This is a genomic window from Rheinheimera tilapiae, assembly GCF_042432165.1.
In the GTDB taxonomy this organism is placed as follows: domain Bacteria; phylum Pseudomonadota; class Gammaproteobacteria; order Enterobacterales; family Alteromonadaceae; genus Pararheinheimera; species Pararheinheimera tilapiae.
The window spans coordinates 181,148-208,019 of sequence record NZ_JBHLXP010000001.1 but is presented as its reverse complement, the minus strand read 5'-3'; the positions used below and the strand labels follow the sequence as shown (position 1 = coordinate 208,019).

At 55.2% G+C, this 26,872-nt stretch carries 25 protein-coding genes; 10 read left to right on the top strand and 15 right to left on the bottom strand.

Going from position 1 to position 26,872, the window contains the following annotated elements:
* Positions 1–35: 35 nt before the first annotated feature.
* The 5 genes from ACFFJP_RS00940 to ampC form a co-directional block, all read right to left on the bottom strand.
* On the bottom strand, positions 36–722 hold the full coding sequence (locus ACFFJP_RS00940; protein ID WP_377239469.1) for an ABC-2 transporter permease: 687 nt from the start codon (positions 720–722) through the stop codon (positions 36–38).
* Between the two features lie 11 nt (positions 723–733).
* Positions 734–1,624: an ABC transporter ATP-binding protein gene (locus ACFFJP_RS00935; protein WP_377239467.1), complete on the bottom strand. Its 891-nt coding sequence runs from the start codon at positions 1,622–1,624 to the stop codon at positions 734–736.
* Between the two features lie 53 nt (positions 1,625–1,677).
* Entirely contained in the window at positions 1,678–2,016 is a 339-nt protein-coding gene (locus tag ACFFJP_RS00930) for a GntR family transcriptional regulator (protein WP_377239465.1), read from the bottom strand.
* 185 nt (positions 2,017–2,201) lie between these two features.
* On the bottom strand, positions 2,202–3,152 hold the full coding sequence (locus ACFFJP_RS00925) for a DUF1186 domain-containing protein (protein ID WP_377239463.1): 951 nt from the start codon (positions 3,150–3,152) through the stop codon (positions 2,202–2,204).
* Between the two features lie 99 nt (positions 3,153–3,251).
* A complete protein-coding gene (ampC, locus tag ACFFJP_RS00920) occupies positions 3,252–4,400 on the bottom strand; it encodes a class C beta-lactamase (RefSeq protein WP_377239461.1) in 1,149 nt (382 codons plus the stop codon).
* A 136-nt stretch (positions 4,401–4,536) separates the two neighbouring features.
* Here ampC and ampR point away from each other — a divergent pair, with 136 nt between their 5' ends.
* Together ampR and ACFFJP_RS00910 are read left to right on the top strand one after the other, a co-directional pair.
* Positions 4,537–5,469, top strand: coding sequence for a LysR family transcriptional regulator AmpR (gene ampR / locus ACFFJP_RS00915; protein WP_377239459.1), 933 nt, complete (start codon positions 4,537–4,539; stop codon positions 5,467–5,469).
* Positions 5,466–6,581 carry a GrpB family protein gene (locus ACFFJP_RS00910; protein WP_377239457.1) on the top strand — a complete coding sequence of 372 codons (1,116 nt, stop codon included), beginning with the start codon at positions 5,466–5,468 and terminating at the stop codon, positions 6,579–6,581. Before ampR ends, ACFFJP_RS00910 begins: the two co-directional genes overlap by 4 nt.
* Here ACFFJP_RS00910 and ACFFJP_RS00905 read toward each other — a convergent pair.
* A complete protein-coding gene (locus ACFFJP_RS00905) occupies positions 6,578–6,949 on the bottom strand; it encodes a VOC family protein (protein WP_377239455.1) in 372 nt (123 codons plus the stop codon). The genes ACFFJP_RS00910 and ACFFJP_RS00905 overlap by 4 nt on opposite strands.
* A gap of 74 nt (positions 6,950–7,023) precedes the next feature.
* Positions 7,024–8,346, bottom strand: a complete 1,323-nt coding sequence (locus ACFFJP_RS00900; protein WP_377239453.1) for a tetratricopeptide repeat protein — start codon at positions 8,344–8,346, stop codon at positions 7,024–7,026.
* A gap of 136 nt (positions 8,347–8,482) precedes the next feature.
* Between ACFFJP_RS00900 and ACFFJP_RS00895 the strand changes: the two genes are divergently transcribed.
* The 6 genes from ACFFJP_RS00895 (at position 8,483) to ACFFJP_RS00870 (ending at position 15,440) form a co-directional block, all read left to right on the top strand.
* Positions 8,483–8,866: an acyl-CoA thioesterase gene (locus ACFFJP_RS00895; RefSeq protein ID WP_377239451.1), complete on the top strand. Its 384-nt coding sequence runs from the start codon at positions 8,483–8,485 to the stop codon at positions 8,864–8,866.
* A gap of 79 nt (positions 8,867–8,945) precedes the next feature.
* Complete coding sequence (locus tag ACFFJP_RS00890) at positions 8,946–9,713, top strand: substrate-binding periplasmic protein (protein WP_377239449.1); 768 nt, start codon at positions 8,946–8,948, stop codon at positions 9,711–9,713.
* A 77-nt stretch (positions 9,714–9,790) separates the two neighbouring features.
* A complete protein-coding gene (locus ACFFJP_RS00885) occupies positions 9,791–10,633 on the top strand; it encodes a polysaccharide deacetylase family protein (RefSeq protein WP_377239447.1) in 843 nt (280 codons plus the stop codon).
* Positions 10,634–11,102: 469 nt separating this feature from the next.
* Entirely contained in the window at positions 11,103–11,906 is an 804-nt protein-coding gene (locus ACFFJP_RS00880; RefSeq protein WP_377239445.1) for a phosphatase PAP2 family protein, read from the top strand.
* Positions 11,906–13,561, top strand: coding sequence for a phosphoethanolamine transferase (locus tag ACFFJP_RS00875; RefSeq protein WP_377239443.1), 1,656 nt, complete (start codon positions 11,906–11,908; stop codon positions 13,559–13,561). The genes ACFFJP_RS00880 and ACFFJP_RS00875 overlap by 1 nt, the downstream gene beginning before the upstream one ends.
* 1 nt (position 13,562) lies before the next feature.
* A complete protein-coding gene (locus ACFFJP_RS00870) occupies positions 13,563–15,440 on the top strand; it encodes a BamA/TamA family outer membrane protein (RefSeq protein WP_377239441.1) in 1,878 nt (625 codons plus the stop codon).
* A 530-nt stretch (positions 15,441–15,970) separates the two neighbouring features.
* Here ACFFJP_RS00870 and ACFFJP_RS00865 read toward each other — a convergent pair.
* The 4 genes from ACFFJP_RS00865 to ACFFJP_RS00850 form a co-directional block, all read right to left on the bottom strand.
* On the bottom strand, positions 15,971–16,789 hold the full coding sequence (locus ACFFJP_RS00865) for a hypothetical protein (RefSeq protein ID WP_377239439.1): 819 nt from the start codon (positions 16,787–16,789) through the stop codon (positions 15,971–15,973).
* On the bottom strand, positions 16,786–17,871 hold the full coding sequence (locus tag ACFFJP_RS00860; RefSeq protein WP_377239437.1) for a flavin-containing monooxygenase: 1,086 nt from the start codon (positions 17,869–17,871) through the stop codon (positions 16,786–16,788). Before ACFFJP_RS00860 ends, ACFFJP_RS00865 begins: the two co-directional genes overlap by 4 nt.
* A 46-nt stretch (positions 17,872–17,917) precedes the next feature.
* Positions 17,918–18,202: an ArsR/SmtB family transcription factor gene (locus ACFFJP_RS00855; RefSeq protein ID WP_377239435.1), complete on the bottom strand. Its 285-nt coding sequence runs from the start codon at positions 18,200–18,202 to the stop codon at positions 17,918–17,920.
* An 82-nt stretch (positions 18,203–18,284) separates the two neighbouring features.
* A complete protein-coding gene (locus tag ACFFJP_RS00850) occupies positions 18,285–19,184 on the bottom strand; it encodes a LysR family transcriptional regulator (RefSeq protein WP_377239433.1) in 900 nt (299 codons plus the stop codon).
* Positions 19,185–19,283: 99 nt separating this feature from the next.
* On the opposite strand from ACFFJP_RS00850, the gene ACFFJP_RS00845 reads away from it, so the two are divergent.
* Positions 19,284–20,279, top strand: coding sequence for an SLAC1 family transporter (locus ACFFJP_RS00845; protein WP_377239431.1), 996 nt, complete (start codon positions 19,284–19,286; stop codon positions 20,277–20,279).
* On the opposite strand, the gene ACFFJP_RS00840 is transcribed toward ACFFJP_RS00845, so the two are convergent.
* Positions 20,276–21,127 carry a hypothetical protein gene (locus ACFFJP_RS00840; RefSeq protein ID WP_377239428.1) on the bottom strand — a complete coding sequence of 284 codons (852 nt, stop codon included), beginning with the start codon at positions 21,125–21,127 and terminating at the stop codon, positions 20,276–20,278. The genes ACFFJP_RS00845 and ACFFJP_RS00840 overlap by 4 nt on opposite strands.
* A 213-nt stretch (positions 21,128–21,340) precedes the next feature.
* Between ACFFJP_RS00840 and ACFFJP_RS00835 the strand changes: the two genes are divergently transcribed.
* Positions 21,341–22,267, top strand: a complete 927-nt coding sequence (locus tag ACFFJP_RS00835) for a hypothetical protein (RefSeq protein WP_377239426.1) — start codon at positions 21,341–21,343, stop codon at positions 22,265–22,267.
* Here ACFFJP_RS00835 and ACFFJP_RS00830 read toward each other — a convergent pair.
* From ACFFJP_RS00830 to ACFFJP_RS00820, 3 genes are all read right to left on the bottom strand, one after another.
* Complete coding sequence (locus ACFFJP_RS00830) at positions 22,264–23,079, bottom strand: substrate-binding periplasmic protein (protein WP_377239424.1); 816 nt, start codon at positions 23,077–23,079, stop codon at positions 22,264–22,266. The two genes, ACFFJP_RS00835 and ACFFJP_RS00830, sit on opposite strands and share 4 nt — an antisense overlap.
* 106 nt (positions 23,080–23,185) lie before the next feature.
* Positions 23,186–23,749, bottom strand: a complete 564-nt coding sequence (locus tag ACFFJP_RS00825) for a hypothetical protein (protein ID WP_377239422.1) — start codon at positions 23,747–23,749, stop codon at positions 23,186–23,188.
* Between the two features lie 14 nt (positions 23,750–23,763).
* On the bottom strand, positions 23,764–26,871 hold the full coding sequence (locus ACFFJP_RS00820; protein WP_377239419.1) for an efflux RND transporter permease subunit: 3,108 nt from the start codon (positions 26,869–26,871) through the stop codon (positions 23,764–23,766).
* Position 26,872: the final 1 nt, after the last annotated feature.

The following is a 26,872-nucleotide window of genomic DNA, read 5'->3' as shown; positions in this document are numbered from 1 at the left end:
TTGGTATGCGCCGGCGCTATTTGAAAAAGCCGGTGTTACAAAAAGCTGGTTTTGCGACGCTGCAGTAAAGCTGTTGCCAGTAACACCAGTACAATCAGCCCGACACCCGCCGCTAACAGCAGCAAAGACGTGCTGTTCCAGCTCGCCGTCGGCGCTTCCAACGTCAGGTGGATAGCCGGCATTCGCATCAACCAGATGATAAAACCGTTCAGTAGCAAATTGGTCACTATCATCACAGCCGTGGTGTAGCCTTCGGAATAGGTCAGTAAAGCTGTTGCCAGATAGCTGCAATACGACAGCAAAATAAACACACTAACCAACACCACCAGCGGGATCACGCCGTTGTACACTGGTGAACTGACAATCACCAGCAGCATCCCGGCCACCAACAATAGCCAAGGCACCAGATATAAAACCAGATTGGCGCCCAGTTTGGCCCAGGCATAATCCTGCGCCGTTACCGGTAAACTCATCATAAAAGTTAAGGTCTGGTCTTTCTTTTCATTGACCACCAGCTCAATCGCCGAACGTACGCCTATCACAATCATTAGCGTAATCATCAGGATAGCGCCGGTATTAAACAGCAGCGGCGTCGCCATGCCCATCAGACCGATAATCAGCACACCACCCGCCAGATAAGCGGCCAGTGATTTTTTCATCAGTTGCCAGTCCTTCAGGATCAGCAATTTAATCATCTGCGAATTGCTAAATGTGTGGGTCATCTGAACTCTTCCTATCTGCTGCGTTTGACGTTAGCGACGAAAATTTCTTCCAGCGACATGCGGTGCTGTTCCAGCACCTGAAAACCGGCCTGTGCGAGCTGCGCAACAAAGCCGGCACTGTTTTGGTCGGTGATCACTTCGGCCAGCTGACCGTGTCGCTTGATACTGACCGCGCCGGCAACGGACATTGTTGCATCGGCGTTGGCGTTAGCCGGCAACTGGCATCTGAACCGGCTCCAGCTGTCTAAATAGGTTTCTTTATCCTGCAACGCCAATAACTTACCGCGATCTAAAAAGGCGATTTGATCTGAGAGTTTTTCAATGTCGTGGGTATTGTGCGACGAGAACAACACACTGCGCTCATCGTCGCGCAGGATCTCTGCCAGCTCGCTAATCACTTCGTCGCGCGCCACCGGATCTAACCCAGTGGTGGGTTCATCCAGCACCAGCAGTTTCGGCCGTCTGGCCAGCACTAACAACAAACAAGCTTTGACGCGTTGGCCATGCGACAAGCCTTTGATTTTCTGCTCGCCAATCAGCTCAAAGCGTTGCAGTAACTCTTTGGCGTAGGCTGGGTCAAACTGCGGATACACACTGCGGATAAAATCCATATGCCATTGTAAAGTCTGGCTTTTATATAAGCGCATATCGTCTGAGGCAAAACCGATGTCGTATTTCGCCTGCACTTGCTGTGCCGGCAGCTGATACCCCAGCACATTGATTTGCCCGGCATCCGGTTTCACCAGCCCCATCAGCATCCGGATGGTGGTGGATTTCCCGGCACCATTGACACCAACCAGGCCCATCACCTGCCCCTTCGGCAAGGATAAGCTGATGTTTTCCATCACAAAATGCGGATAGCGGATGCTGATATCGCGCATTTCAAAAGCAAATTGTTGCATGCTGTTATCCTTCTTGGTTGGCGGCTAACCGGCCGGGGCGGCTGTGTTTATTGCTATGTGTGCTGCGCCAGTTGCTGTTCCAGCCGCGCGAACAGTTCGGCGTCACTGAGCTGCAGTTGTCGCGCAACCGCTACCGCCGCACTTAAGAGCTGCGCCAACTCTTGTTGTTGCAGCTGTTGTTGCAGATCCGGCTGCGCCGAAACAAACGAACCCCGGCCGGCATGTGTCACTATCACGCCGGCCTGCTCCAAATCGGCGTAAGCACGTTTGACCGTGATCACACTCACCTGCGTATCCGCCGCTAATTCACGGATAGATGGCAACGCCATCTGCGCCGGCCAGTCGCCCAGCAGTACTTTGCTGGTGATTTGCTCCACAATTTGCAGGTACATCGGTTTCTTGTCCGTCGCGGACAGAAACAAGCCATAGGTCATGCGTTTCCCTCAATGCAGGCGTGACTGTGCATATCCGTATATACACAGTATATATACAGATATACACAGTCAAGTATTTTTAACCGGGTACTGGCGACGTCAAAGTCGCAGTGAATATCAGTGAGGCGCGAACTGGCGAAAACTCAGTTCAGACAGCATTTTTTGTATTTTTTGCCGCTGCCGCAGGGGCAGGCATCATTACGACCGATCTGACCTTTTGGGCTGGTCGCAGGAGCGGTACTCAACGCAGTCGCCGGATCAGCGGTTGCTTCTGCACTGTTTGCTTCTGCACTGGTTGCTTCTGGACTGGGTGGCTGAAATGCCAGCCAATGTTGTAATGACATCACATCAAAGCTTTGGCGGACCAAACCGGACGCCAGCGGTTTTTCAGGATCAGCCAACTGCCAGCGGCTGATTTCCCGGCTGCGGATCACCTCGGTATCGATTTTGTTCTGCCGCAGCAGCAGCTCAAACGCTGGTTTGAAATGTTGCAGACCAAAACTGATACACCAGATCGCCATTTCGGCCAGCACAAATTTCTGGCCGTGTCGGGCAGCGACGTTAATCACTTGCTGTAATAACGCGCGCAGCTCTGCAGTGTCGACGCTTTGGCCTTGTTGCTCGGCCAGCTCCAGCTGCGCGAACAACGCCGCGAGCGCTGCGGCCTTGACGTAAATCCCGGCTTTTTCACTGATCAGCAGTTGTTGCAGCGGCGCTTGCTGACCAGCCGACAACACAAACAACATCGTCGCCAGATCTTCGGTCATGGCGTCGCCTAAGGTGTATTCAAGATCCGACCCCAAGCCGTCATTGGTATCGACCCACTGCATAAACGCCGGGGCCTGGGTCAAATCCGCCACATCAGCGAGCAGCATCACGCCGTAAAACAATAATTGATATTCGTCATCGGCCAATTCTTCATCCGCCTGCATCCGTTGCATCAGCACGGCGATATGCGGCCAGAACTCAGCCCAATGACTTTTTGCGGCCAGCAAGGCCTCAACCGGAAACAACAACTGTTCAGTATCTTCCGACACCTGTTGTTCGGTACTTAACCGCAATAAAATCTGGTCCAACGTTAAAGTTGCAGTCACAACACGGCTCCTCAGCCTGTATCCAATGGCCGGCAGTCTAACAGTTGCCGCGGTACTGTGACACATACCGCGGCAGACAAACGGCTTGTAGCGCCGAGACTATTTCAGGTTTTCCAGCACTTGATACGCCAACTTAACCCGCTCTGCATTCGGGTAACGTTTGTTGGTGAGCAACACGATACCGACCTGCCGCGACGGAATAAAAGCCGCGTAGGCGCCGAAACCGCCAGTGGCGCCGGTTTTATGTACCCAGCTGTTCGCCGCAGCCGGTGGTGCCAGCAACGTAGCGGCGCTGCCCTCGACAAAGCTTGGGTCTGTCATCGCAGCCAAAGCGGATAATTGGACTGGGTAATCGAGCATCTCCCAACCGAGGCCCTGATACATCTGCCCGGCTTTAGCATAACGTTGCTGCGCACGGGCGATACCCGCTTGCAACACCTGGTCTTTTACTTGTTCCGGTTTCAGGTTGACCTGCAGCCAGGTTGCAATATCCCGTACACTGGCTTTAGCGCCACCGGCTTCGTCCAGCAACACGCCAGTGCCAATCCGCACCGGTTTGCCTTCTTTATAGCCCCAGGCATATTGTGCCTGTGCCGCCGCGGGCACCTGCAGATAAGTGCTTGGCATCTTCAGCGTGTTCGTCATCTGCTGAAAGACTTCGGCGTAGCCTTTGCCGCCGGCAGCCACCGCCAGATGTGCAAATAAACCGATACTGCTGTTGGCGTAGACGCGTTGTGTACCCGGTGCATATTCCGGCTGCCACTGCTGGTAATAGCTCAGCAAACTGGCTTTATCGATGACGCTGTCTGGCATAAACAGCGGCAGACCACCGGCGGTATAAGTGGCGAGGTGTTGCATGTTGATCGGCTGCCATTGTTTGGCGGTCAGCGCCGGCCAATGTTTAGCGACTGGATCAGTCAGCTTGATCTCACCGCGTTCCAGCGCCATAGCGCCAATCACACCGGCGAAAGTTTTGCTGATAGAGCCCAGTTCAAACAGCGTATCCGGCGTCACCGCTTTGTTGGCGGCGAGGTCGGCTTTGCCAAAACTGTAGTAAAACGTTTTGCCTTGCCACAACACCGCAACGGCCATGCCGGGGATTTGCTGTTGTTGCATCAGTTGTGTCACTTGCTGGCTGACGGCGGTTTTTAATGCTGCTTCGTCGGCAATAGTGGTGGTTTGTGCCAGCACCGGACCGGTACTAAACAGGGCACAGGTCAGTGCTATCAATGATTTGCGGTAATGCATGTAAATTCCTTGGCTGATAAGTTGGCGAAAATAGGTTGGCCGGCGACAGTTAGCTTGCGCCAGTTGACTTCGCTGGACAAACGGTTAATTTGCATATCAGCTGTTAGAAAAACTTACAGAAAGGCGCAACAAGCCGATGACCCGACGTTATATCCCGCTGAAATCGCTACGCGCTTTTGAAGCCGCCGCCCGGCATTTAAGTTTTACCCACGCCGCCATCGAGCTGAATGTGACGCATTCGGCGGTTAGCCAACAGGTAAAATTGCTGGAAGATCAACTGAATTGCCCGCTGTTTTTGCGCATTCCACGTGGGTTGGCACTGACGCCGGAAGGTGAAACATTGCTGCCGGTGCTGAATGAATCTTTTGACCGCATTGCACAGCTGTTAGATTATTTTGCCGGTCGCAAAGTGCAGGAAAAGCTAAAAATCGGCGTGGTCGGTACTTTTGCCACCGGTTTTTTGTTGCCGCGCCTCAGCGCGTTTTATCAGAAATTTCCGCATATCGAACTGCAGATCTCCACCAATAACAACAGAGTCGATGTGGCCGCTGAAGGGCTCGACTATGCCATCCGCTTTGGCAGCGGCGCCTGGCACGGCACGGCGGCTTTGTATCTATGTGACAGCCCGCTGACGCCGCTATGCACGCCTGAACTGGCCGCGCAACTGCAGCACCCGACTGACCTGTTGAACTTCACGCTGCTGCGCTCGTACCGGCGCGACGAATGGACCGCCTGGCTGCAACAAGCCGGCGGGCCGCAGCTGCCGCCAACCCATCCGGTCATCGTATTTGATTCCAGTGTGACGATGCTGGAAGCTGCACAAACCGGTATTGGCGTGGCGATGGCTCCAGCAAGAATGTTCAGTCATTTGCTGCGATCTGGCAGAATTCAGCGGCCATTCTGCAGCGAAATCAGCTTTGGCAGTTATTGGCTAACCCGGCTGCAATCCAAGCCAGAAACCAGCGCGATGCGTGAATTTGCGCAGTGGCTCAGTGCTGAGTTGGTGGCGAATACCGATCTGAATAACAGCGCAGAAATGCAAAAAACAACCACAGGTTCAAGCCTATGACCAAGCCACAGCGTACCGTCACCGTCCTGCCCTATCAGGATCACTGGCCACTGGCTTTTGCTAACGAGCAGGCGGCCCTGTTGAAAGTTCTCGGTTCAACCGCGCTGGCGCTGCATCATATCGGCAGCACCGCAGTGCCCGGCCTCGCTGCTAAACCTATTTTGGATTTGCTGCTGGAAGTGACAGACCTCGCTGCACTGGATCAGCAGACGGCAGCTCTGGCAGCGCTGGGCTATATCGCTAAAGGCGAAAATGGCATTGCAGGGCGGCGTTATTTTTATAAAAACAGCGCTGAACACCCGCAGCAACGCAGCCATCATTTGCACGCCTTTGTCCGCGGCGCTCCGCAAATCCGCCAACATTTGGCCCTGCGCGATTACCTGCGGCAACACCCGGTCGCTGTCGCAGACTATGCCGCACTCAAACAGGCACTTGCCCAACAATTCCCGCATGACACTCAGCGTTATCAAGCCGGCAAAGACCACTTTATTGCGCAGCTGCTGCAACAGGCTCTTCATACACAGGACCCCTCCAACGGCTACCAAACCAAAGCGGCGGAATTTCGTTATTGGCGGGAGCAATCGTCGATTGGCGTGGCGACTGTGTTGCAGTGGGCGCAGGATTTGCCGGCTGGGGCTGCTGTGCTGGACCTTGGCTGCGGCAGTGGTTTACCACTGGGTAAAGCCTTGTCTGAGCAAGGTTTTTCACTGTTTGGTATCGACGCGGCACCTGCTCTGGCCGCAGCGTATCAGCAGCACTTACCGCAGGCCACCGTGGCCTGTGAAGCGCTGGAAGACTCGGATTTTTTTCAGCGCCAGTTTGCCGGGGTGCTTTGTGTCGGGGTGTTGTTTTTATTGCCGGCAGCTACTCAGCGCCAGCTGTTTGCGAAAGTCGCCGCAGCATTGGCCCCAGACGGTAGGTGGCTATTCAGTGCCCCTGCGCAAATTTGTCGTTGGGTTGATGTGCTGACAGGACAGGAGTCGGTATCACTTGGTGCGGCTTCGTATCAGCAGCTGCTGGAACATGCGGGGCTACAGCTGCAGGCGCAGTATCAGGACGAAGGCGGCAATCATTATTTTGCCGCACAACGCCCTAAAAGAGACGAGACTTAACCGAAGTGGTTAAAACAAACTTTGTTGCCGTCTAAATCGCGGATGTAAGCCCCATAAAACACACCTGGAATACGCTGGCCAGGTGCGCCGTCGCAAGTGGCACCCAACGCGATGGCTTTGTGATACAGCTGATCAACCAGCTCTTTTGAGCCCGGCGCCAGCGCCAGCATCACGCCGTTGCCCGGATGCGGGTCTTCTTTGTTAAATGGCACACAAACCGCCAGCATCGGTTCTTTGTTATTTTTACCGATGAACACAATCCGCTCCATATTAATCAGCCGTTTTGCGCCTAAATCGCCCAGTAAACTGGTATAAAAATCAGCAGCTTGCTGTAGGTCGCGGGTACCGAGTGTGACATAACTAATCATTGTATGCTCCGTCAGAGGAATGAGGTTTTGTTTTGGTAGCAAGGATACGCTGTTACGACGCGATCAGACCAGCGTCAACGATAAAACCGTCGCCATAGCAGAAACATTAGCAATAGCGCCAAGCCGGCGCAAAGTCCCGTCAGCAGCCATAACTGTTGGCCACTTGCAGCCAATTCGGCACGACTGGTGTTCAGTTGTTGCTGCAGGTCGACCAGTTTTAACTCGCGGCTGCGTTGTTCGGCTATTGATAAAGTGCTGCTGAGCTGGGCCTGCGTTTGATGCTGTTCTGCGTCGAACTGGCGCTGCAGCCGCAGGCTTTGCTGTAATGCGTCAAACGCCGCCTGCTGCTGACCCTGCTGCGCCAATAACTGCACCCAGCGTTGTTGCTCAGGCAGATACAGCGCCAGCCGGTGTTGGCTCAGCCAACCGCTGGCGTCGTCAAACTGGGCCTGCGCTTCAGCAAATTGTCCCTGCACCAGCAAGGTCATCGCATGGCGCAACCCACTGATCGCTATCCATTCACGATCGCCGCTTTGCGCTGCCATTTGTTGCAGTTGCCGGCTCAGCGGCAATGCCAGATCGATGTGTGATTGCTGCAGATGCAGCGCCAATAATGCCAGGCCAGCCGGTACTGATCGCTGTTGCCACAACGTCTGATACAAGGCCTGCGCTTGCTGCAGCCGCCCCATAGCCAGCAATATCCCGGCCTGAATCAGCTGTAAGGGCTGCTGTTGGCTAGCATCAGTTTGCAGTGCCAACGCTTTGTGAATACTGCGCAGGGCTTCCGGATATTGGCCCAACACAGTTTGCACTTCGGCTTGTACCGCCAGACTGTCGGCTTCAAGTTGTGGCAACAGATTATCGCGGGCAATGCTGAGCACCAGCGCGACGGCACTAGCGGCGCTGTCAGCAAAGCCGGCGGCCAATGCATCACGCGCATAATCCAGGCCTATCCAGGCATGTAAAGCGGGCGCGTCGCGCTCGGTCAGGCTGTGATAGGCCAGAAAACTAAGCTGGCGCGTATCCATCGACTCACCGGCGTTGAACTTACTGAGCTGCTGGCATTTATAACCAGCCGCACTGCCGGCAAATTCACTGCTGCTGCGGGCTTCGAGCTGTTTCAGCATGACACGGGCACTGTCCAGCGCAGCTTTATCACCTGCCTGCAGCGCGAAACGACAGCGCTGCGCCCACCACAATGCCTGCACCGCCGGCGCCGATATGCCCAGTGCATTCAGTGCTGAAGCGACCTGCTCACGCGCTGCCACCGGCCGCTGCATCGTCAATTGCCAGATCTGCTGCTCGCCGGTCGAGAATGTCAGTTCACGCGGGTATTCCTGCGCGCTGGCACTGACACTCAACAGCGCAACGCAGTAACCAATCCACCGGTTCTTCACATGCCGACTCCGCTTGCCTTCAACGCATCGGCGGCGTTGCTGTGATGCTTTGCAAGCGCCGGACACTGGGGTACCTTGTGGCTTAACTTATCATGCACAGCTGCCACCATAGTGGGTATTTCGTAACAGGATTTGTATGCTGACAGAGACTATCCAGCCGCGTTTTAATGAAACTGATGCGCTTGGCCACATCAACAATACGGTCGTCGCGGCCTGGTTTGAAGGCGCGCGCGACCCGATTTTCCGGCTCTTTACGCCTGATCTGAACCCCTCGCAGTGGCGACTGATCCTGGCGAAGTTTTCAGTCGAATTTCATGCGGAGTTGTTTTACGGCACGCCGGTTGAGATCAGAAGCCATATCAGCCGGATCGGCGGCAGTTCATTTGATGTGACGCAGGAAGCCTGGCAACGGGGAAAACGCTGTGCCAGTGGTGTGGCTGTGCTGGTGCAATATGATTTTACTGACAAAAGTAGCGTGCCCCTGCCAGAAGGGCTCAAACAACAATTACTGGCGGTTTAAGCAACGGCTCTGTACAAAAAATGTATTTCATTGCAACATCAGCCATCATCATTCCACATGTTCAGCATGGAGCGCGGACGTGAAATTATTGCCATGGATCTTAGCTGTCTGCCTGCTGGGCAGCTTTGTCAGCACCGCTGCCGAAAGCAAAATGACAATCCGGCTCGCCAGCAGCGATTATCAACCTTATTACGGGCCACAGGCCAGAAACCACGGCCCTTTGGCAGAGCTCATTCATAGCGCATTTGCCAGCCAGCAAGTCGAATCGTCGATTGAATTTATGCCCTGGACCGAGGCGTTGCAGCGGGCTCAAACTGCAGATTTCGCTGGTCTGGTTTGTGGTTGGGACCATCCGCTGCGCCGACAACATTATCTGTTTTCCAGCCCGCTTTATTACAACGAGTTGCGCTTTTTTGCGTATCAGAAAATTGACCAACGAAATTTAAAACTGCTGGCTCAACAGCTGCCAAGACTCGGTTTGGTGAAAGACTATGCCTATCCGGAGCGAGTCAGTGAAGCGGGTTTTGAAATTACCATAGTCAACAGCGATCATGCCCTGCTGGACCTGTTGCTACAGCACAAAGTTGATCTGATCCTGTCCGACAGTGCCACCACCCAATACTGGCTGCAACAACAACCCGTGCAGACTCAACTGCAGATCCAGCCATCAGAACAAGTGCTGGCACGCAAGTCTATGCATCTGTTGATTAGTAAAACCCATCCTCATGCCAGACATTTGCTGCAGCAGTTTGAACGTGGTCTGCAGCTGCTGGAAAAAAATGGCCGCTGGGCGCAAATTCTGACGCCACTGGAGCTACCAAAACCGGTGCGGCAGCAGTTACGCTGACACGTCGCTGGCAACACCATTGACGCCAACCGCCGGGCCTGTGACGTCAACAACACTGGCAACCAAGGAATCCCCTGATGTCTGAACTGTTTTTGTTAATGCGGATCCGCCGCTGCTTGTTGCCAGTGCTCGTTGTCGCCGGTGGCGCGCTGGTTTTTACTGCCAACGCCAGCGCCGCTTTCAGTTGGCCGAATGGCGCTAAAGCGGCCGTCAGTCTGGCCTACGACGATGCACTGCCCAGCCAGCTCGATACGGCGATCCCGCAGCTGAATGCGGTGGGCCTCAAAGGCAGTTTTTATTTGCCGCTATCGGCAGAGGCGGTGCAACACCGGCTGGCTGAATGGCGCGCGGCGGCAGCACAAGGCCATGAACTGGGCAATCACACGCTGTTTCATCAATGTGCTAAATCCTTGCCGGGCCGCGACTGGGTAAGCACAGACCGCGATTTAGACCAGACGCCGGCGTCGCGTTTAATTGCTGAGATCCGTATTGGCAATGCATTTTTACAGGCGATCGACGGTAAAACCAAACGCACCTTTACCGCGCCCTGTACCGATCAACTCGCGGCGGGCACGCCTTATTTGCCACTGCTGGGCAGTGATTTTGTCGCGATGAAAACCACAGTCGGTGGCGTAGTGGCGGATATGAAAACACTGAATATCCACGCGGTGCCGGTGATCGCGCCATCTGAGGTCAGCGGCGCACAGCTGATTGCCTGGGTCAAAGCAGCCGGTGCCAAAGGCACTATGGTCAATTTCACTTTTCACGGCATCGGCGGCGACCATCTGCAGATCTCAAGTGCCGCGCACGCTGAGCTGCTGCAGTTTCTGGCCAGCCATAAAAACGAATACTGGACCGATACCTTCCTGAATCTAATGGAGCATGTGAAGTCGCAACAAGCGCAAAGTCAGCAACGCTGACCGCCGCCAATACCAGATAAGTTCGTAGGGTCGGTAAGCAAAGCGCCACAGACCGCTACCAGCCCAACGAAACGCCGCCACCAATGCCAGTTATATTCGTAGGGTCGGTAAGCGCAGCGCCACCGACCGCTACCAGCCCACCGAAACGCCGCCACCAATGCCAGTTATATTCGTAGGGTCGGTAAGCGCAGCGCCACCGACCGCTACCAGCCCACCGAAACGTCGCCACCAATGCCAGTTATATTCGTAGGGTCGGTAAGCAAAGCGCCACCGACCGCCACCTGCCCGCCGAAGCGTCGCCACCAATGCCAGTTATACTCGTAGGGTCGGTAAGCAAAGCGCCACCGACCGCTACCTGCCCGCCGAAGCGTCGGACCGCCGAACTGACCGATAATTTGTTCACTTAAGTTTACTTTAAGACTACCCCGTTAGGCTGCGATCATTGCCGTACCGCCTTTTGGGGTTTTGAGTGTCTCTGACCGCTGTTTTGCCATCTGCCCGACAATTGCTGCTGCGCCCGCTGCTGGTGCTGAGTCTGCTGTTTGGCCTCTGTTATGGCCTGAATGCCGATTTTGCGCTGGCCGGTTTCTGGTATCAGCTGCAGGGGCACGATTGGGCACTACAACATTATTGGCTGACCGAAGAAGTGCTACACCGTGGTGTGCGTAGCCTCAATCAATGGGTCATCGCCGCTTTACTGCTGCATTTCGCGGTACAAACCATCCGGCAAAAATTCCAGCAACAACGCTCTCGCTCTGTGCCAACGGCATCAAGCCGCTGGACAGCGGCGCGTCAGCAGGCACATGGCCGGCTGTTAATGAGCCTGGCGCTGAGCCTGGCCGGTGTCGCCATCCTCAAACACAGTTTACCGATGGATTGCCCCTGGGATTTACAGCCTTTTGGCGGCGACCAGACTTTCATCGGTCTGTTTAGCAGCTGGCCTGCAAACCGGGCACCAAACGCCTGTTTCCCGGCCGGTCACGCCAGTATCGGTTACGCCTGGCTGGGTCTGTACTTCTTCTGTTTACAACTGTATCCGCTACTTGCGCGGCCAGCATTGATCTTTAGCCTGCTGCTTGGCATCAGTCTTGGTCTGGTGCAACAACTGCGCGGTGCGCATTTTATCTCGCATGACATTGCCAGCGCCGCCTGGTGCTGGAGCATGGCCTGTTTATGCGCTTATTGGCCGACACTACGCTGCGCCCTGCAGCGCACAGTCCACCGACTCAATTTCCTGAATACTACGACACGGACACAACGAGGCACGCTGTAATGACCGAACTGACCTTGCATTGGCTACAACGCACCCACGGTTTTTTGCTGAACCCAAGCCGGCGTTTTGTATTGTCGCCGATGGTTTATGCCTTATTGCTGGCCGTACTGACGACGCTGTTATTTCAAACGCCGTTTTTAAGCCAGGTGCAGCAGAAGATCCCCGGCCAATATGGCCTGCAGGCGGTATTGTTATTGGTGTTGTTGCTGCTGAACAGCTTGATATACGTGCTGTTGAGCCTGCCCGGTCTGCCACGGCTGCAACGCGCTCTGCTTTGCAGTTTTTTCCTTATCGCCGCAATCAGCCATTATTTCATCAGCCATTTTGGCACTGTGATTGACCGCGAAATGCTGCAAAACGTGTTGGAAACGGATCTGGCCGAAGCCAGTGGTTTACTGAATCCAGACTTGATTTTCACCACGGCCGGCTGGTTGCTGTTACTCGGCTGGCTCAATCTGAAAATTGTCTTCAAAACCCAGTCCTGGCGGCGTAGTGCCAGCCAGTGGCTGTTGACGCTGGTGTTAGTGTGTAGCGGGATTGGTGCAGTCGCCGCCACCCAATATGCAGAACTCGCCAGTTTTTTCCGTAACTACCGCGATGTGAAATTTTTCGCGCTGCCGATCAGCCCATTGTCGGCCAGTATTTCGGTGACCAAACAACAAATCGCCGCGCATTTTCCGCCGACTTTTCAAGTGCTTGGCACTGATGTACGCAATCTGGCTCCTGCCGCAGCACCAAGAACGCTAGTGCTGGTGCTCGGTGAAACCGCCCGCGCCGACCATTTTCAGTTAAACGGCTACAGCCGCCCGACCAATCCGCGCTTAAGCCAGCTACCGGTGATTAGTTTCAGTCAGGTCAGTTCGTGCGGCACCGCCACGGCACACTCAGTACCGTGCATGTTCTCCGGCATGGGTCGTGAGCGCTATGACGAGACCACGGCCAAAAACAGCAGCAATGTGCTGGATATCCTGCAAAGCAGCGGTGTGGACGTCAGCTGGTATGACAATAATTCCGGCTGCAAAGGTGTTTGTAACCGTATAAAAAATCAGATGTTATTCGAATTACCTGAATGTCAGGCCAATGACGGCTGTGCCGATGCGGTCTTGCTGCAGGCGCTGCAGCGTGAACTGGCGCAGCCTGCGGGCAAAGACCGCATTATTGTCTTGCACCAGCTCGGCAGCCATGGTCCGGAATATTCACGCCGCAGCACAGCGCAGCAAAAAGTATTTGGCCCGGAATGCACGGATAAAGAACTGAATCATTGCCCGGCACAACAGATCATCAATGCCTACGACAACAGCCTGCTCGCCACCGACGAACTGCTGGCCAACGTGGTGCAACAGCTGCAAACTTTGCCGGACAGCGCTATGTTGTATGTATCCGACCATGGCGAATCGCTGGGTGAAAATGGCGTCTATTTACATGGTCTGCCGTATTGGATGGCACCGAAAGCCCAAACCGGCGTGCCACTGATTTGGTGGATGTCACAAAGTTTTGCACAAGGCCAAAATTTGAGTTATGAATGTCTGAAACATCAGCAGCAACAAGCACTTAGTCATGACAATCTGTTCCACAGTCTGCCAGCATTGTTTGCCCGCAGCAGTAAAGAGTTCCGGCCCGATCTGAATCTGTTTGCTGCCTGCAGCAGGAGGTAATATGCAGTCCCTGCGTTTGTCGATATTGCACTGTGCGCTGTACAGCGCTGTGGCGCCTCTGGTGTTCGCTGCAGGCGGCGTTAGCGCCGGTGAAACGGTGCAACAGGTGGAACCGGTCTCCAGTGAATTGTTCTGTGACTGGCTGGGGAAAAAGCCCGGCCGGAACAAAGACGCAGCGGCGACCAAAACAACGCAGGATGACCGCACCATCCGTGTCGGCCAAGTCCATATCCGCACTGAACCGATTTTTATCGAAGATGCCGACGCTATCTGGTTGCATCATTTTGCCAACTGGGCCCATGTCACGACCCGCACCGACACTGTGGCGCGCGAATTACCCTTTGCCAGCGGCCAGGACATCCAGCTCAGCGATTTGGCCGAAGCAGAGCGGCTACTGCGCGATAAATCCTATCTGCACGACGCGAAAGTCCGGTTAAGCCCAACCTGCAATGTCGACCAAAGTTACGATGTGCTTGTCGAGACCTCAGATAACTGGAGCCTGCTGCCTTCGTTTGGCCTTGGCCGCAGCGGTGGCCAGAACAAATACGCGGTTGGTTTTAAAGAAGATAATTTCCTCGGTTTTGGCGTACGCACCTCAGTGAAATACCAAAGCGACGCTCAGCGCAGCGGCTACGAATTTAAGCTGGAAATGCCGCTGTCATTGGTCACCGGCTCAGTCGGCAATGACCTGTTTGCCCACAGCTATCTGACCGCCGAGTGGACCAATAACGACGACGGCCACGTGCAGCAGCTATTGCTGGAAAAACCATTTTATCAGGACGACAGCCGCTGGATGTATCGCACCGAGTGGCTCAGCGACTTGCAACAAACTCAGGTGTTTCATAACGGCGCGCTGGAGAATATTTTTGAAACCGACCATCGCCGGCTGGATCTCAGTGCCGGACAGCTCTGGTCTTATCAAGACCGCGCCTCGACCCGGCTGTTGGCTGGTGTACTCAGTGAAGACTGGCGCTTTGCGCCAGCCTTGCTGCAACCGACTTTGGCGCTACCGCAAGACCGCAGCTGGGCTTATCCCTGGGTTGGCGTTGAATACAAACAACATGATTACCGCGTGCTCAGCGATATTTTGTTTATCGACCGCGCCGAAGACGTCAATCTGGGCTGGCACCATAGCCTAAAAATCGGTGTGCAAAGCAGCAAACTGCAGGCTGACACCTCGCTCGGTTACCGGCTGATTGGCCATAGCAGCAAAGGCTTTGGTGACCGCCGGCACTTAATCCTGCTCGAGGCCGGCCTTGACCTGATCGATGGCCTGCAAGGCGGCGATTTACGCGAATGGCGTTTTCAGGCCGAAGATTTTTATCAGCTCAATGCCGATTTTACCTGGTACAACCGAGCCGAATTGACAAGGCGCAACCGCAGCTTTGCCGATCTGCCGTTGGAACTGGGCGGTGACAGTGGTCTGCGCGGTTATCCGCTGCAATACCAACACGGCATCAGCAAAACAGTGCTGAGCAGCGAACTGCGCTGGTACCCGCGCATCAACCTCTACAAAATGCTGGATTTGGGTTTTGTCGCTTTTGCTGACCTCGGCCGCGTCAACGGCGGCAGTGTCGCCGAACCACAACAATTGAATCCGGCCGCTATCGCCGCGCGCTTTGCGCTGCCACTGGCTGTCGACATGATCACGCCGATGGCGCCGCTACCACCGACAGACCAGATCTACCGCAGTAACAGCGACTTATTACGGCAAAACCTGACCGATCGCTGGCTCGGCAGCGTGGGCGTCGGTATGCGGATTTATTCATCCAAATCCAGCAACAACCACGTGGTGCACATCGACCTGTCAACGCCAATGACCTCAGCCCCCGGCGTCGACAGCTGGGAGATTGAACTCAACGTCAGTAACAGGTTTTAGCGTAGCGTTTTGTTCTATTAATCATTTTTCGCCTAGTGTGGAAGCGCATATAAGAGATTCGTACTGACGGCTAGTTATTATTTTGGTGCGATTAACTTTATTGCTGGCACGCAGTTTCGCCCGATTGGCCGCTTACTGCAGTACCCCAATTTTTATTTGGTATGCGTTAACAACAGAAACAACTAAGAAAGCCAAATACCCGTTGGAGCGAGCCGTTGACAATCAGCGGTTTGAGGTTTTAAGACGGCGGGTGTCTGAGCGGGCTGACGCTAGCAGCCCGCGAGTTACGCCGGCGCCTCAAATCGTTGATTTTCAGCGGGCTTTCGAGCGGAACCGGGTAGCGCATTTTCTTTGGTTCCTTTCTTTTGGCAAGACAAAAGAAAGGAACTCACCGTCAGGTGAAATCTTTGCTAAGCGGTCTCACAGTTAAAGTGAAAACAAAAAGTTAAAGAAAAACCTGCCGCCTGCAAGGCAAAGAACCTGCGTCAGCGCAAAAAACGTTGAGGGTACATAGCAAGCGGGTCCGGCGTTCAGCGCAGCGCCCGCCAGCGCCATAACAACCAGCCACACAGCAGATACATGGCTAAGCCAAATGCCAACACGGTCGGCAATAGCGCGCTGGCCTGTGGCATCAGCGCCAGCAATGCGAGCGTCAGCGTCAGATTGCGCACCAGGTTGACCAGCACCAGCGTTTTTCTCAGTACGCGTTGGCGCTCCAATAACAACGGCGGCAGAACCAGCAGCAGTACCAGTGTCGTAGCAGCCCATAGCGGTTCAGCTGGTCCACCGAGCACCTCAGCGCCATGCCGCAGCAGCAGCGCGAGCACCAGCATCAGCACCAGCGCGCTCCCTGTCCGCTCAAGCCGCGGTTGCCAGCGCAAGCTCAATTTTGGCCAGTGCCGGGTGACCGCGATACCGGCCAGCCAGGGTGCGGCTGTGATCAGCAGTAAATAACCAGCCAAATCGGCCAAAGACACAGCTCCGAACGCAAATACACCGAACCAGGTAAGACCTGCAATCACCGCGAGACTCAGCCCCTGCAACAGGATAATCAGCGTTGCCGTCAATGCCGGTGCGGCACCGGTTTTCTGCACAAAGGCACCGACCGAAGTGCCACCACCAGCGGCGATGCACAGTGCCATCGCGAGCAAAGTATCGTGCTGGAACCAGCTGGTTTGACTCGCCAGAATCGACAGCCCCAGCGCCGGGATCAACAGGTTATAACCCAGAGTCGCCCGCAGCAGCACGCTTGTTTGCTGGCGTGCATCGCCTTGTCGCCATGCCAGTCCGAGCGCAAGCATAATCAGAATGCTATTCAGCATGGCCCAGCTGTCGAGCCAGCCATTCATCGGCAACAGGCCCGTACCACCGGCACTGCGGTAACTTTTGCCCGCAAATAACGCTGCAGCTGTTTGACCACGTGCACCGCATCGGGCCCAACACCACGTAACGTGGCGGAGGCGTGCGAACGTTGCCAGGCGGTACCGACAAAAAACAATCCGGGCACCTGACTAGCCACACCACCGCGCTGTTCTGCCGCCGCTGCGGCGCCCAGACCATCCAACCCGGCCAGATAAGCCGGACTATTGATAAACCCGGTCGCCATGATCAGCGTATCGACAGGTTCGACGCTGTCGCCCCACTGCAGGCCATCGCGGGTCACGCGGTCAAACAAGGGCCGGAAATTCAGCGCGCCGCTGGCAAAGGCCTGGCGGTACAGACCATGGTCCAGTACCGGCGTGGTCGGATTTAGCTGAAACCAGTCGCCCAGTGGCAACCGATCCAGGCCACTTCGGGTCAGCCAAACATGCAGATCCAGACCAAACGGGCGCTGCGCCATAAAACGAGGTGCCTGACGTGCCGTCAGCATCACCTGATGAGTGTGGGCCAGTTCATAGGCGATTTGTACGGCAGAGTTACCCGAACCGACGATGGCGACCCTCGAGCCAGCGACATTAGCCGGACGCAGGTAGGCCGACGAATGCAGCAGGCGGCCGCCAAACTGCTGCAGGCCGGCAAATGCCGGTATATTTGGTTGATTAAAAGGCCCGCTGGCTGCAATAACTGCGCGCGCCTGAAAGGTCTGGCCGGCTTCGGTGCTGAGCAGAAATCCCTCGCCTTCGCGCACAATCTGGCGAACCCGCGCTTGGTAAACCAGTGGAAAATCAAAGTGCCGAGCATAGTTTTCCAGATAACTAATCACCTCATCCCGCAGCGGATAGCGCTCTGGATCGCCCGCAAATGGCAATTCCGGCAGACTACTGAACCGGGCCGGCGAAAACAGCGTCAGGCTGTCGTAATAGTGCGGCCAGGACCCGGCGGCGCGGTTGCCGGCTTCCAGAATTTTAAAACTCAGACCGGCCTGAGTCAGCGCATGCGCCGCTGCAAGCCCAGCCTGTCCTGCACCTATCACAATGACATCTAACATCATTAAAACTTCTTGATTTCGGGAAATAACGAATTATAAAATAAATGTATCAGCAACATTTTTTCAGGAACTGCCCCAACAAATCGAGGGTGGCCTGAATTTGCTCCACGTTCGGTCGGTATTCCACTTCTTTGCCAAATTTTTCACTGCGCAGCAAGCCAGCTTCTTTTAACTGCTTCAGATGCTCAGAGACCGTCGACATGCCCAGATTAGTGCGCTCCGCCACCACACCGACTGTCATCACATGGGTTTCGGCAAACAGCAGCATGATCCGTTGCCGGTTATCATTGGCCAGCGCATGCAGGAATTTGTTCAGATCAGCAGGGATAGTCATTGCATAACACCATGGCACAACACTTCGGACTTTCCCGAATTATATGGAGAAGGTCGCTGCGCCGTCAAGGGTAATAAAGCCATCAGTCACCCTCCCGGCAAAAGCGGATAAAGCGCTGACTGGCCGCAGACAGGTATTTATCCTGATGCCAGCATAAGTGTAACTGCCGCGGCATCAGCTGGCTGAACGGCAATACGACTAAAGCGCCGCTGCGCAAGCGGTCCTGCACCGCGAGTTCAGACACCAGTGTCAGACCAAGGCCTTGTTGCACGGTATTCAGCACCGCTTCTAACGTATTCAGTTCCAGCACAGTACCTGGCGCTGATAGCTGCGGCCGCAGGTATTTATCAAACTGCTCGCGGCTGCCGGACTGCGCTTCCCGCAGCACCCAATATTGGCCAGCCAAATCGGCGGCGCTCAGCACTGCGTCGCTGGCTGCCGTGCGCTGCGCCAGCGGATGCATTGGGCTGGTCACCAGCAGCATTTGGTCCTGCTGCCAGGCTTCGCTGTGCAGCTGCGGATGCGTCACTTCACCTTCAATCAGCGCCAAATCGAGCTCAAATGCCAGCAACCGTTCGGCCAGTTGCTGACTGTTGGCGATAAACACACTAAGCCGCCACTCGGGCCCGAGCTGCGCCAACAAAGACGGCAACAGATAATTGCCGATGGTCTGACTGGCACCGATGCGCAGCACGGCTTTGCCGCTGCCGCCTGTTTCACCGCTCTGCTGAAACAGCGCGCCGATATCATCCAGCCGCGTCAGCATTTCATCCGCCATTGGCAGTAACAACGCGCCTTCGCTGTTCAGCAGCAGATGTGGATGGGCGCGGTCAAATAACGGCGTACCGAGCTGCAGTTCCAGCTCTTTCAGCGCTTGGGAAATGGCGCCACGCGTCAGGCACAGCTGGTCGGCCGCAGCGCCTAAATTACCGAGCCGCGCCACGGCAACAAAAGCTTTGAGCTGACGAAAACTGATATTCATATAGTTTTTCTATACGCTGCATTCAATATATACAGATATGCTAAATGATAAGGCGGCTCTAAGCTAGCTCTGACCGTTCGCAATGAAAGAGGTGAACCCATGAGCAAGCTCGTATTTCCACATCTGGCCGCACATCTGACTGCACGCCTATCCACGGTGCCGACTGCAGCTGCGGGTCTGGCATTGGGTCTTGCCAGCCTCGGTTGGTGTGCCGACCAACTGTTCCAGCAACAAGGCAAAGTACAACTGGCTGCAGCGCTGCTGGCGCTACCGTTATTGTTAGCGGTCGTGCTGAAGTTTCTGAGCGCACCACGGTTATTGCAGCAAGAGCTGGCGCACCCGGTGGCCGGCAGCCTGTTACCGGTGATTTGTATGGCGACTTTAGTGCAAAGCGCCGCTCTGCAGCAGATCGCAGCAGCCCCTGCCACAGCGCTGTGGTGGCTGGCGCTTATTGCACATCTGAGTTTGCTGGCTGGATTCATCCGCCACCGGCTGGCGCATTTTGTGCTGACGGATTTAGTGCCGGCCTGGTTTATTCCACCGATTGGTTTTGTTGTGGCGGTGCTGAGTGCACCGGCCAGCGCGCCGCTGTGGCTGCTGCAGACCTTAGCAGGTGTCGGCTTACTGGTGTATTTACTGATGTTACCGCTGATGCTGTACCGCTTACGCCGCGGCAGTCCGCTACCGGCACCGCAACGGCCGCTGCTGGCCATTTTGGCCGCGCCGGGCAGCCTGACTTTAAGTGGCCTGCTTTGTCTGCCGCTGACTGCTACTCCAACCGCAGCATTACTGTTGTTAAGTGCAGTTGCACTGCTGCTGACGTTACGCGTCTGGTGGCAACTGCCAAAGCTGCTCAGTGGCAGCTTTAACCCGGCGTTTGCCGCCTGTACTTTCCCGCTGGTGATTAGCGCCACCGCACTGTTGAAACTGTCAGGATATCTGGCCCAGCAGGCCGACCCGATGCTACAGCAGCTGGCACAGTGGCAACTCGGGCTGGCGCAACTTGAATTTACCGTGGCCATGGCGGTATGTGGTTATGTGCTGGCGCGTTATCTGCGCCAGCTCTGGCACTGGGGAACGCTGGTGAAAGCTTAATGCGTTGGGCTGCTCACTGGCCACTGCCGGTTTTGCCAGTCGTACATCTGCAGGCTGAATAATGCCGCAACATACCATTGCTGTGTGGCCGCCGGTAAGTCTTTACTAACCCATAACCGCGACTGATCCAGGCTTAGCTGTAACGCCGCGTTGGTGTTTTGGCCGTCGCCAACCAGATAACCGTATTCGCCGCCCTGAAAAAACGAATTGTATTTCGCCAGTTCCGGTACTTCCTGCACCGGCGAAACCGTCAGGGCTGTGCTGCCCTGATTCAGTTTATATACCGGCGCCGTGCCGGCTTTGTCTTCCACTACCAAGGTCGACACCTGGCCATCTTGCGTCAGCTTGCAGCCGAGGTAACTTAACTGTTGTTCCGAAGTCTGCCAGTTGTAACTGTTGACGCCGTTGTCGAGCGTCTCTTCACCCTGACCAAACACCAGGATCTGACACTCAGCATGTACCGCAGCAGCCCCCTGCGCCTGTAAATCAAAACTGAAGCTTTGCTCGGCGCGGGTATTAAATTTGTTGACCACGTCGCCGGATAAATTCACCTCATCATGAAACATCAGCTGAAACAACAAACCACCGCGGGCGGTGGTTTGCCAGCCAGTGCTGGTACTGACTTTTTCGGTGCTTTTGCTGGATAAATCCATGTTGGTCAGCTGAAACGGGCCAATCGCCTGATGCCAGGCTTCATCGGTCAAAGTGAGCACCGGGCGTTTCAGTGGCATCAGCTGCGCCTGTTGCTCAAAACCAACCGGCAACGACATATCTTCTTCGGGGGTGGATTTACAGGCAGATAGCGCCACAGTGGTGACTAACGCGGTGGACAACAGTTTCAGCTTCATGGAACGGGCTCCGGGTTTAGCGGCTGCAAGATTGCAGGGCAAATGATAACAGCCAGTAAACAAGTTAATAGCTTTATCGCAACTGAACGACACTGCTCAGTCCAGTCGATGAAACTTTGATCCAGATGAGGTTTCCGGCAAGCCAATACAGGACAGCCACAACTCTGCCAGATATACTGAGGCCAGCACTGCAGCAACGGGGCAAACAGCGCCTTGAAACAATTTTGGCAATTGATCAGTCTGGTGATCCTGACCTGCGCTATTCAGCCGTTGCAGGCGCGTCCGGCCATTGACCTCAGCCAGTTGCAGCAAATTTGCCTGCAATCGTACCCGCGTTGTGTGGCAGCCAGTGATGCAGCACTGCCACAAATCCAGCCACAAAGCCGGCTCTGGTACGAAGTGCAGTTGCTGAAACTGGATGCGATGTTCAGCCAGCAATCAGCCGCTCCGTTGTTCGCCTTAACCTCAGAATTTGTCAAAGACAAATCCGCCCCCACCGCTTTTCTGGCGCGGATCTACATCTACCACGCTAAGTTGCTGTACGCGCAAGATCAAAAGCCGCAGAGCAAGTTCTATCTGGATAAAGCTGTGGCGCTGATGAGCGACTGGCAGCAAAGTACCGCCGATCCAATGAGTTATATCCGGCTTTATAACGTGCAACTGTATGCCGGTGGCAACTATCAGCACAGTTATAACCAATTGACCATGCTGGAAAAACGCTTCCTGACCAGCCAGGACGCGCGGTTGCACTATGAACTGCAGAACAATCTCGGCCACTACGCCGGCTATTTACAGCAGCAGGATAAGGCGTTGCTGCACCGCCAGCAGGCACTGGGTTGGGCTGAAAAAATCGGCCATCCGGCTTTACGTGCCGAAGCACATTTTAATCTGGCTCGGGTCAGCACATTTAAAGCATTGTGGCAGGACGCTGAACGCAATTTTGTCGCAGCGTTTGATGATTACCGTCAGGCGGAAGACCCGATAGCTCAAACCGAAAGTTTGTTATACCGCTCCGAGGCTTTATGGCGTTTGCAGCGCCATGCTGAAGCGCAACAGTTGTTTGCGCAGGTTGATCTGGCTTTATTGCCACAACACCGCCAACCGGATTTGCAGCGTATCCGCCAGCTGCTGCAGCGCTAGTCGATGCGGCTCGGCGTATTCGCGGCGCCGCTACTTTGGTTTTGTTTGAATTGCTTGAGCATACGCAGATAATCACCGCTGCGCTGCAATTCAGTCAGGCCAGCATCCAGCGCGTTGGCCAGCTCTGCACTTCTGGGTGTGGCGCGGCTGAAAGCGACGTAAATATCGCTGACATGATTGAGCTGGCCTTTTTGCAGCCTGACCTGACGAAACGCTTGCTGCGCCAGATAATAATCCAGCACGTCATCAAAGAAGATCGCCAATTCCACTTTGTCATGCTGCAGCAAAGAAATCAGCTGCGGATGCGTCGACACTTCCACCAGCTGAAAACGTTTTTTATGCTGCTCAAATAAGTCGCCATATTCATAACCGAGGATCACACCGACCACAGTACCGTCCGGGATCTCAGTCACAGAGCGGTAGCTTTTCGCCAGTTTGTGATAATAAAACGAAGAAGGCGCCTGAAACAGCGGCTGTTGATGCAGCAGGTAATCGCGTTCGGTGTTGGCCTGGCGCGTCACATTCCAGCAAGCGTCGGTTTTACCTTTGGCGGTGTAATACAAGGCGCGGGCGTATGGCACCACCACAGTTTCTATTTTATAACCGCTGCGGGCGAAGGCGGCACTGACTAACTGCGCCGACAAGCCTTTGCCTTTTTCGTCCGAAAATGGCGGCCAGTTATTTTCAGCGGCGATCCGCACCGGCAGCTTGTTGTGTTCAGCCCCGGGCTTTTGTGCTGCAGCAAACACAAAAGCTGGTGTGATAAACACCAGCCATAACAACAATTTGCCCCACAGTTTTGCAACCGGCATCGGCAGCCTCTGCTGAAAAATTCAGCGTTCAGCATAAGGCATAAAGCGCGTGGCTGGCAAAGACATCCTGTTAACAATTTTGCCGATCAGCGCTGCCGAGCCGTTTTTAGTGCTGATGACCTTTTTCGTGGCCGTCTTCATGTGTGTGTTTGCTGTCTTCTGCATGCTCGTGGCCATGCTCATGCGCGTCGCCATGCTCATGCTCGTGTTCTGCTTTAGCTGGCACCGGCTTAAACGGCGTGAACTTCGCTTGTTCGGTCACTTCACCATGCTCAGTTTTAATCGTGACATTCACCACCGCTTTTAAGTCTTCTGCCGCAGTGTAATCCGCGCTGCCGCTTAACAGGTTGGCTTGCGCCAGAGTTAAATCAGCTTTGGCTTTTTGTTTGCCGGATACAATCAGCACCGTGGCTTTGGCTTCTTTGGCCGGCTGCGGATTATTGGCATGGTCCAGCAAGTACAGCTTCACTGCACTGGCCGCACCGGCCTTGGCGTCTTTCACCAGCAGCAGCTCAAAGTGATAAGCACCGGCCATCCGCAGCTGACCGCCGTTCGGGCCGACAACGGTATCTAAGTACTCGTCCGTGTGGGCAAACGCAGCGCTGCTGAGCAATCCGGCAGCAACGACCAGCGTGGTTAATCCTGTTTTAAAAAGTGACTTGAACAGCATAAATTCCTTCCTTATCAATAAACTTCAGTTTTATCAGCATTGGCCAACAAGCGCTCGAGCGGCTCGCGGCCCCATAACCAAAACATCAGCGGCGTCAGTACTGTATCCAGCAACGTCGAACTGATGAGCCCACCAAAAATCACCACCGCCACCGGATGCAGAATTTCTTTGCCCGGCGCGTCGGCAGAAAATAACAAAGGTAATAACGCAAAGGCGGCAACCAGGGCGGTCATCAGCACCGGCGTTAAGCGCTCCAGGGATCCGCGGATAATCATCGCCTGACTAAACACTTCGCCTTCAAAACGGCATAAGTTGATGTAATGGCTGATTTTTAAGATGCCGTTGCGAGTGGCAATACCGGCCAGCGTGATAAAGCCGACTAAGGTTGCCACCGACAGCGGCGAACCGCTGAGCCACAGCGCCAGCACACTGCCAATCAGCGCCAGCGGAATATTCGCCATGATGATCAACGTCAGGCGCAGCGACTGATAACGGCTATACAGCACCAGCAACATCGCGAGCAGCGAACCTAATGACAGCATCGCAATCAGCGAAGACGCTTCTTCCTGCGCCTGGAACTGGCCTTCCAGCACAGTGAAATAACCTTCCGGCAACTTGGTGGCGGCGAGCACAGCACGGATATCGGTCACCGCATGGCTTAAATCACGGCCTTCGACATTAGCTGATAACACAATCCGACGCCGGCCATTTTCACGGCTGATTTGATTGGGCCCGTCCGATTCCAGCACTTCAGCCAACAGCGATAGCGGCACTGCGCCTTTCGGGGTTTGGATCAGCAAAGCACCCAACGCCTGGGGTTCGCGCGCACTGTCCGGCAAGCGCAGCAGCAAGTCAAAGCGACGCTCATTGCTGACCAGTTGGCTGAGCTTCACGCCGTCGATTTGTTGCTGCAAGCTATGCAGCAATTCACCAGGCGCGACACCATAAGCGGCGGCTTTTTGATAATCGACGCGCACTTTCAGCTGCGGGATCAGCACTTGTTTCTCCAGCGTCAGGTCAGTCACGCCGGCCACTTTGCCAAGCTCGGCCTGCAGACTGGCGCCGAGCGCGCGCAAGGTGGCGATGTCATCACCAAATACTTTGATGGCAATTTGCGCCCGCACGCCGGATAACAAATGGTCGAGCCGGTGGGAAATGGGTTGGCCGACACTGACACTCCCCGGCAACACCGATAACACACGGCGGATCTCCGCCAGTACTTCCTCGCGTGGCCGCTCGGACGGTTTTAAATCGACATCAATTTCGCCGTAATGCACGCCTTCGGCATGTTCGTCCAGTTCGGCGCGGCCAGTGCGCCGGCCCACTTGCGTCACTTCCGGCACCTGCAGCAATAACTGCTCAGCCAGCGCGCCGATTTTGTTGGATTCACTGAGCGCGGTACCCGGCTGCAATAACAGGTTGATGGTCAGCGTGCCTTCGTTAAAGGCCGGCAGGAAACTGCGGGCAAACAGCGGTACTGTACTGGCCGCTGCAACCACTGCAATCAGCGCCGCCGCCAGCAGCGTGCGGGCATGACGGAACGACCAGCGCAGCAGCGTTTCGTCACGTTTTTTCAGCACCCGCACCAGCGCGCTGTCGCCATGTTGTTTTTGCGTGAGGCCGGGCAGCAGGTAATAACACAGCACCGGCGTCACCGTAATCGCCACCAACATACTGGCCAGAATCGAGGTGATATAAGCGATACCCAAGGGGCTGAACAGCCGCCCTTCAATACCGGATAAGGCAAACAGCGGCACAAACACCAACACCACAATCAGCGTCGCATAGACCACGCCGCTGCGCACTTCACCGGACGCATCAGCAATCACCTTTAACACCGGCTGCGGCACGGCTTTTTGCGCATTTTCTTTTAAGCGGCGCAGCACGTTTTCCACATCCACCACGGCATCGTCGACCAGTTCACCGAGCGCAATGGCAAGGCCGCCGAGCGTCATCGTATTAATCGACAAGCCAAAATAGCGGAACACTAGTACCGCCGTTAATAAACTGAGCGGAATGGCCAGCAGCGAAATCGCCGTGGTGCGGCTATTGAGCAGAAACATAAACAGAATGATCGCGACCATCACTGCGCCGTCGCGTAGCGCTTCGATGACGTTATCAATCGAATTATTAATAAAATCAGCCTGTTTAAACAAAAAAGTCGGCGCTTCGACACCGGCCGGCAAGCCTTTGCTCAGCTCTGCCACCGCGGTTTCGATTTGTTTGGTCAGCGCGACGCTGTCGGCCTGCGGTTGTTTTTGTACCGACAAAATCACCGCCGGTTTGCCTTTGTAACCGCCATCACCACGTTTGGTGGCAGCCACCACTTCGACGTTGGCCAGCTGACTAAGCAACACTGGCTGGCCGTTGCTAACAGTCACCACCAGCTGCTGTAAATCCTGCAGATCTGTGGTGCGGCCAATATTACGGATCAGCCACTCGCGGCCCTGCGCTTCTAAAAAACCACCGCTGCTGTTGGCACCAAAACCGGTCAGCGCCTGTTCGATTTGATTCAGGCTGACACCCAGCGCCGCCATTTGTGCGGCGATAGGTTCAACCCGATACTGCCGCACTTCGCCGCCGATCGGAATGACCTGCGCCACGCCGGGAATACTCAACAGCCGCGGCCGCACCACCCAGTCGGCGAACTCGCGCACCAACATCGGGCTGACTTTGTCCGGATCGGCCGGAATGGCCAGCAGCAGAATTTCACCCATGATGGATGACACTGGCCCCAGCTGCGGCACCACGCCTTGTGGCAGTTGTTCCGCCGCCAGGCTTAAGCGTTCGGCCACCTGCTGCCGGTTGCGGTAAATGTCCGAGCCCCAGTCAAATTCGATATAAAGCACCGACAGGCCAACACCGGACACCGAGCGCACGCGGCTGACGCCCGGCATGCCGCTCATACTGGTTTCCAGCGGCAAACTGACCAGCTGCTCGACTTCTTCCGGCGCCATGCCACCCGCTTCGGTCAGCAGCGTCACGGTCGGTTTATTTAAGTCTGGAAACACATCCACCGGCAGCTGGCGCAGGCTGAAGCTGCCGTAAATCAGCAGCAATAAAGCCGCCCCAAGGACAAACAGCCGTTGCTGTAAACAGAGCCGGATCAGCGCGTTAAACATG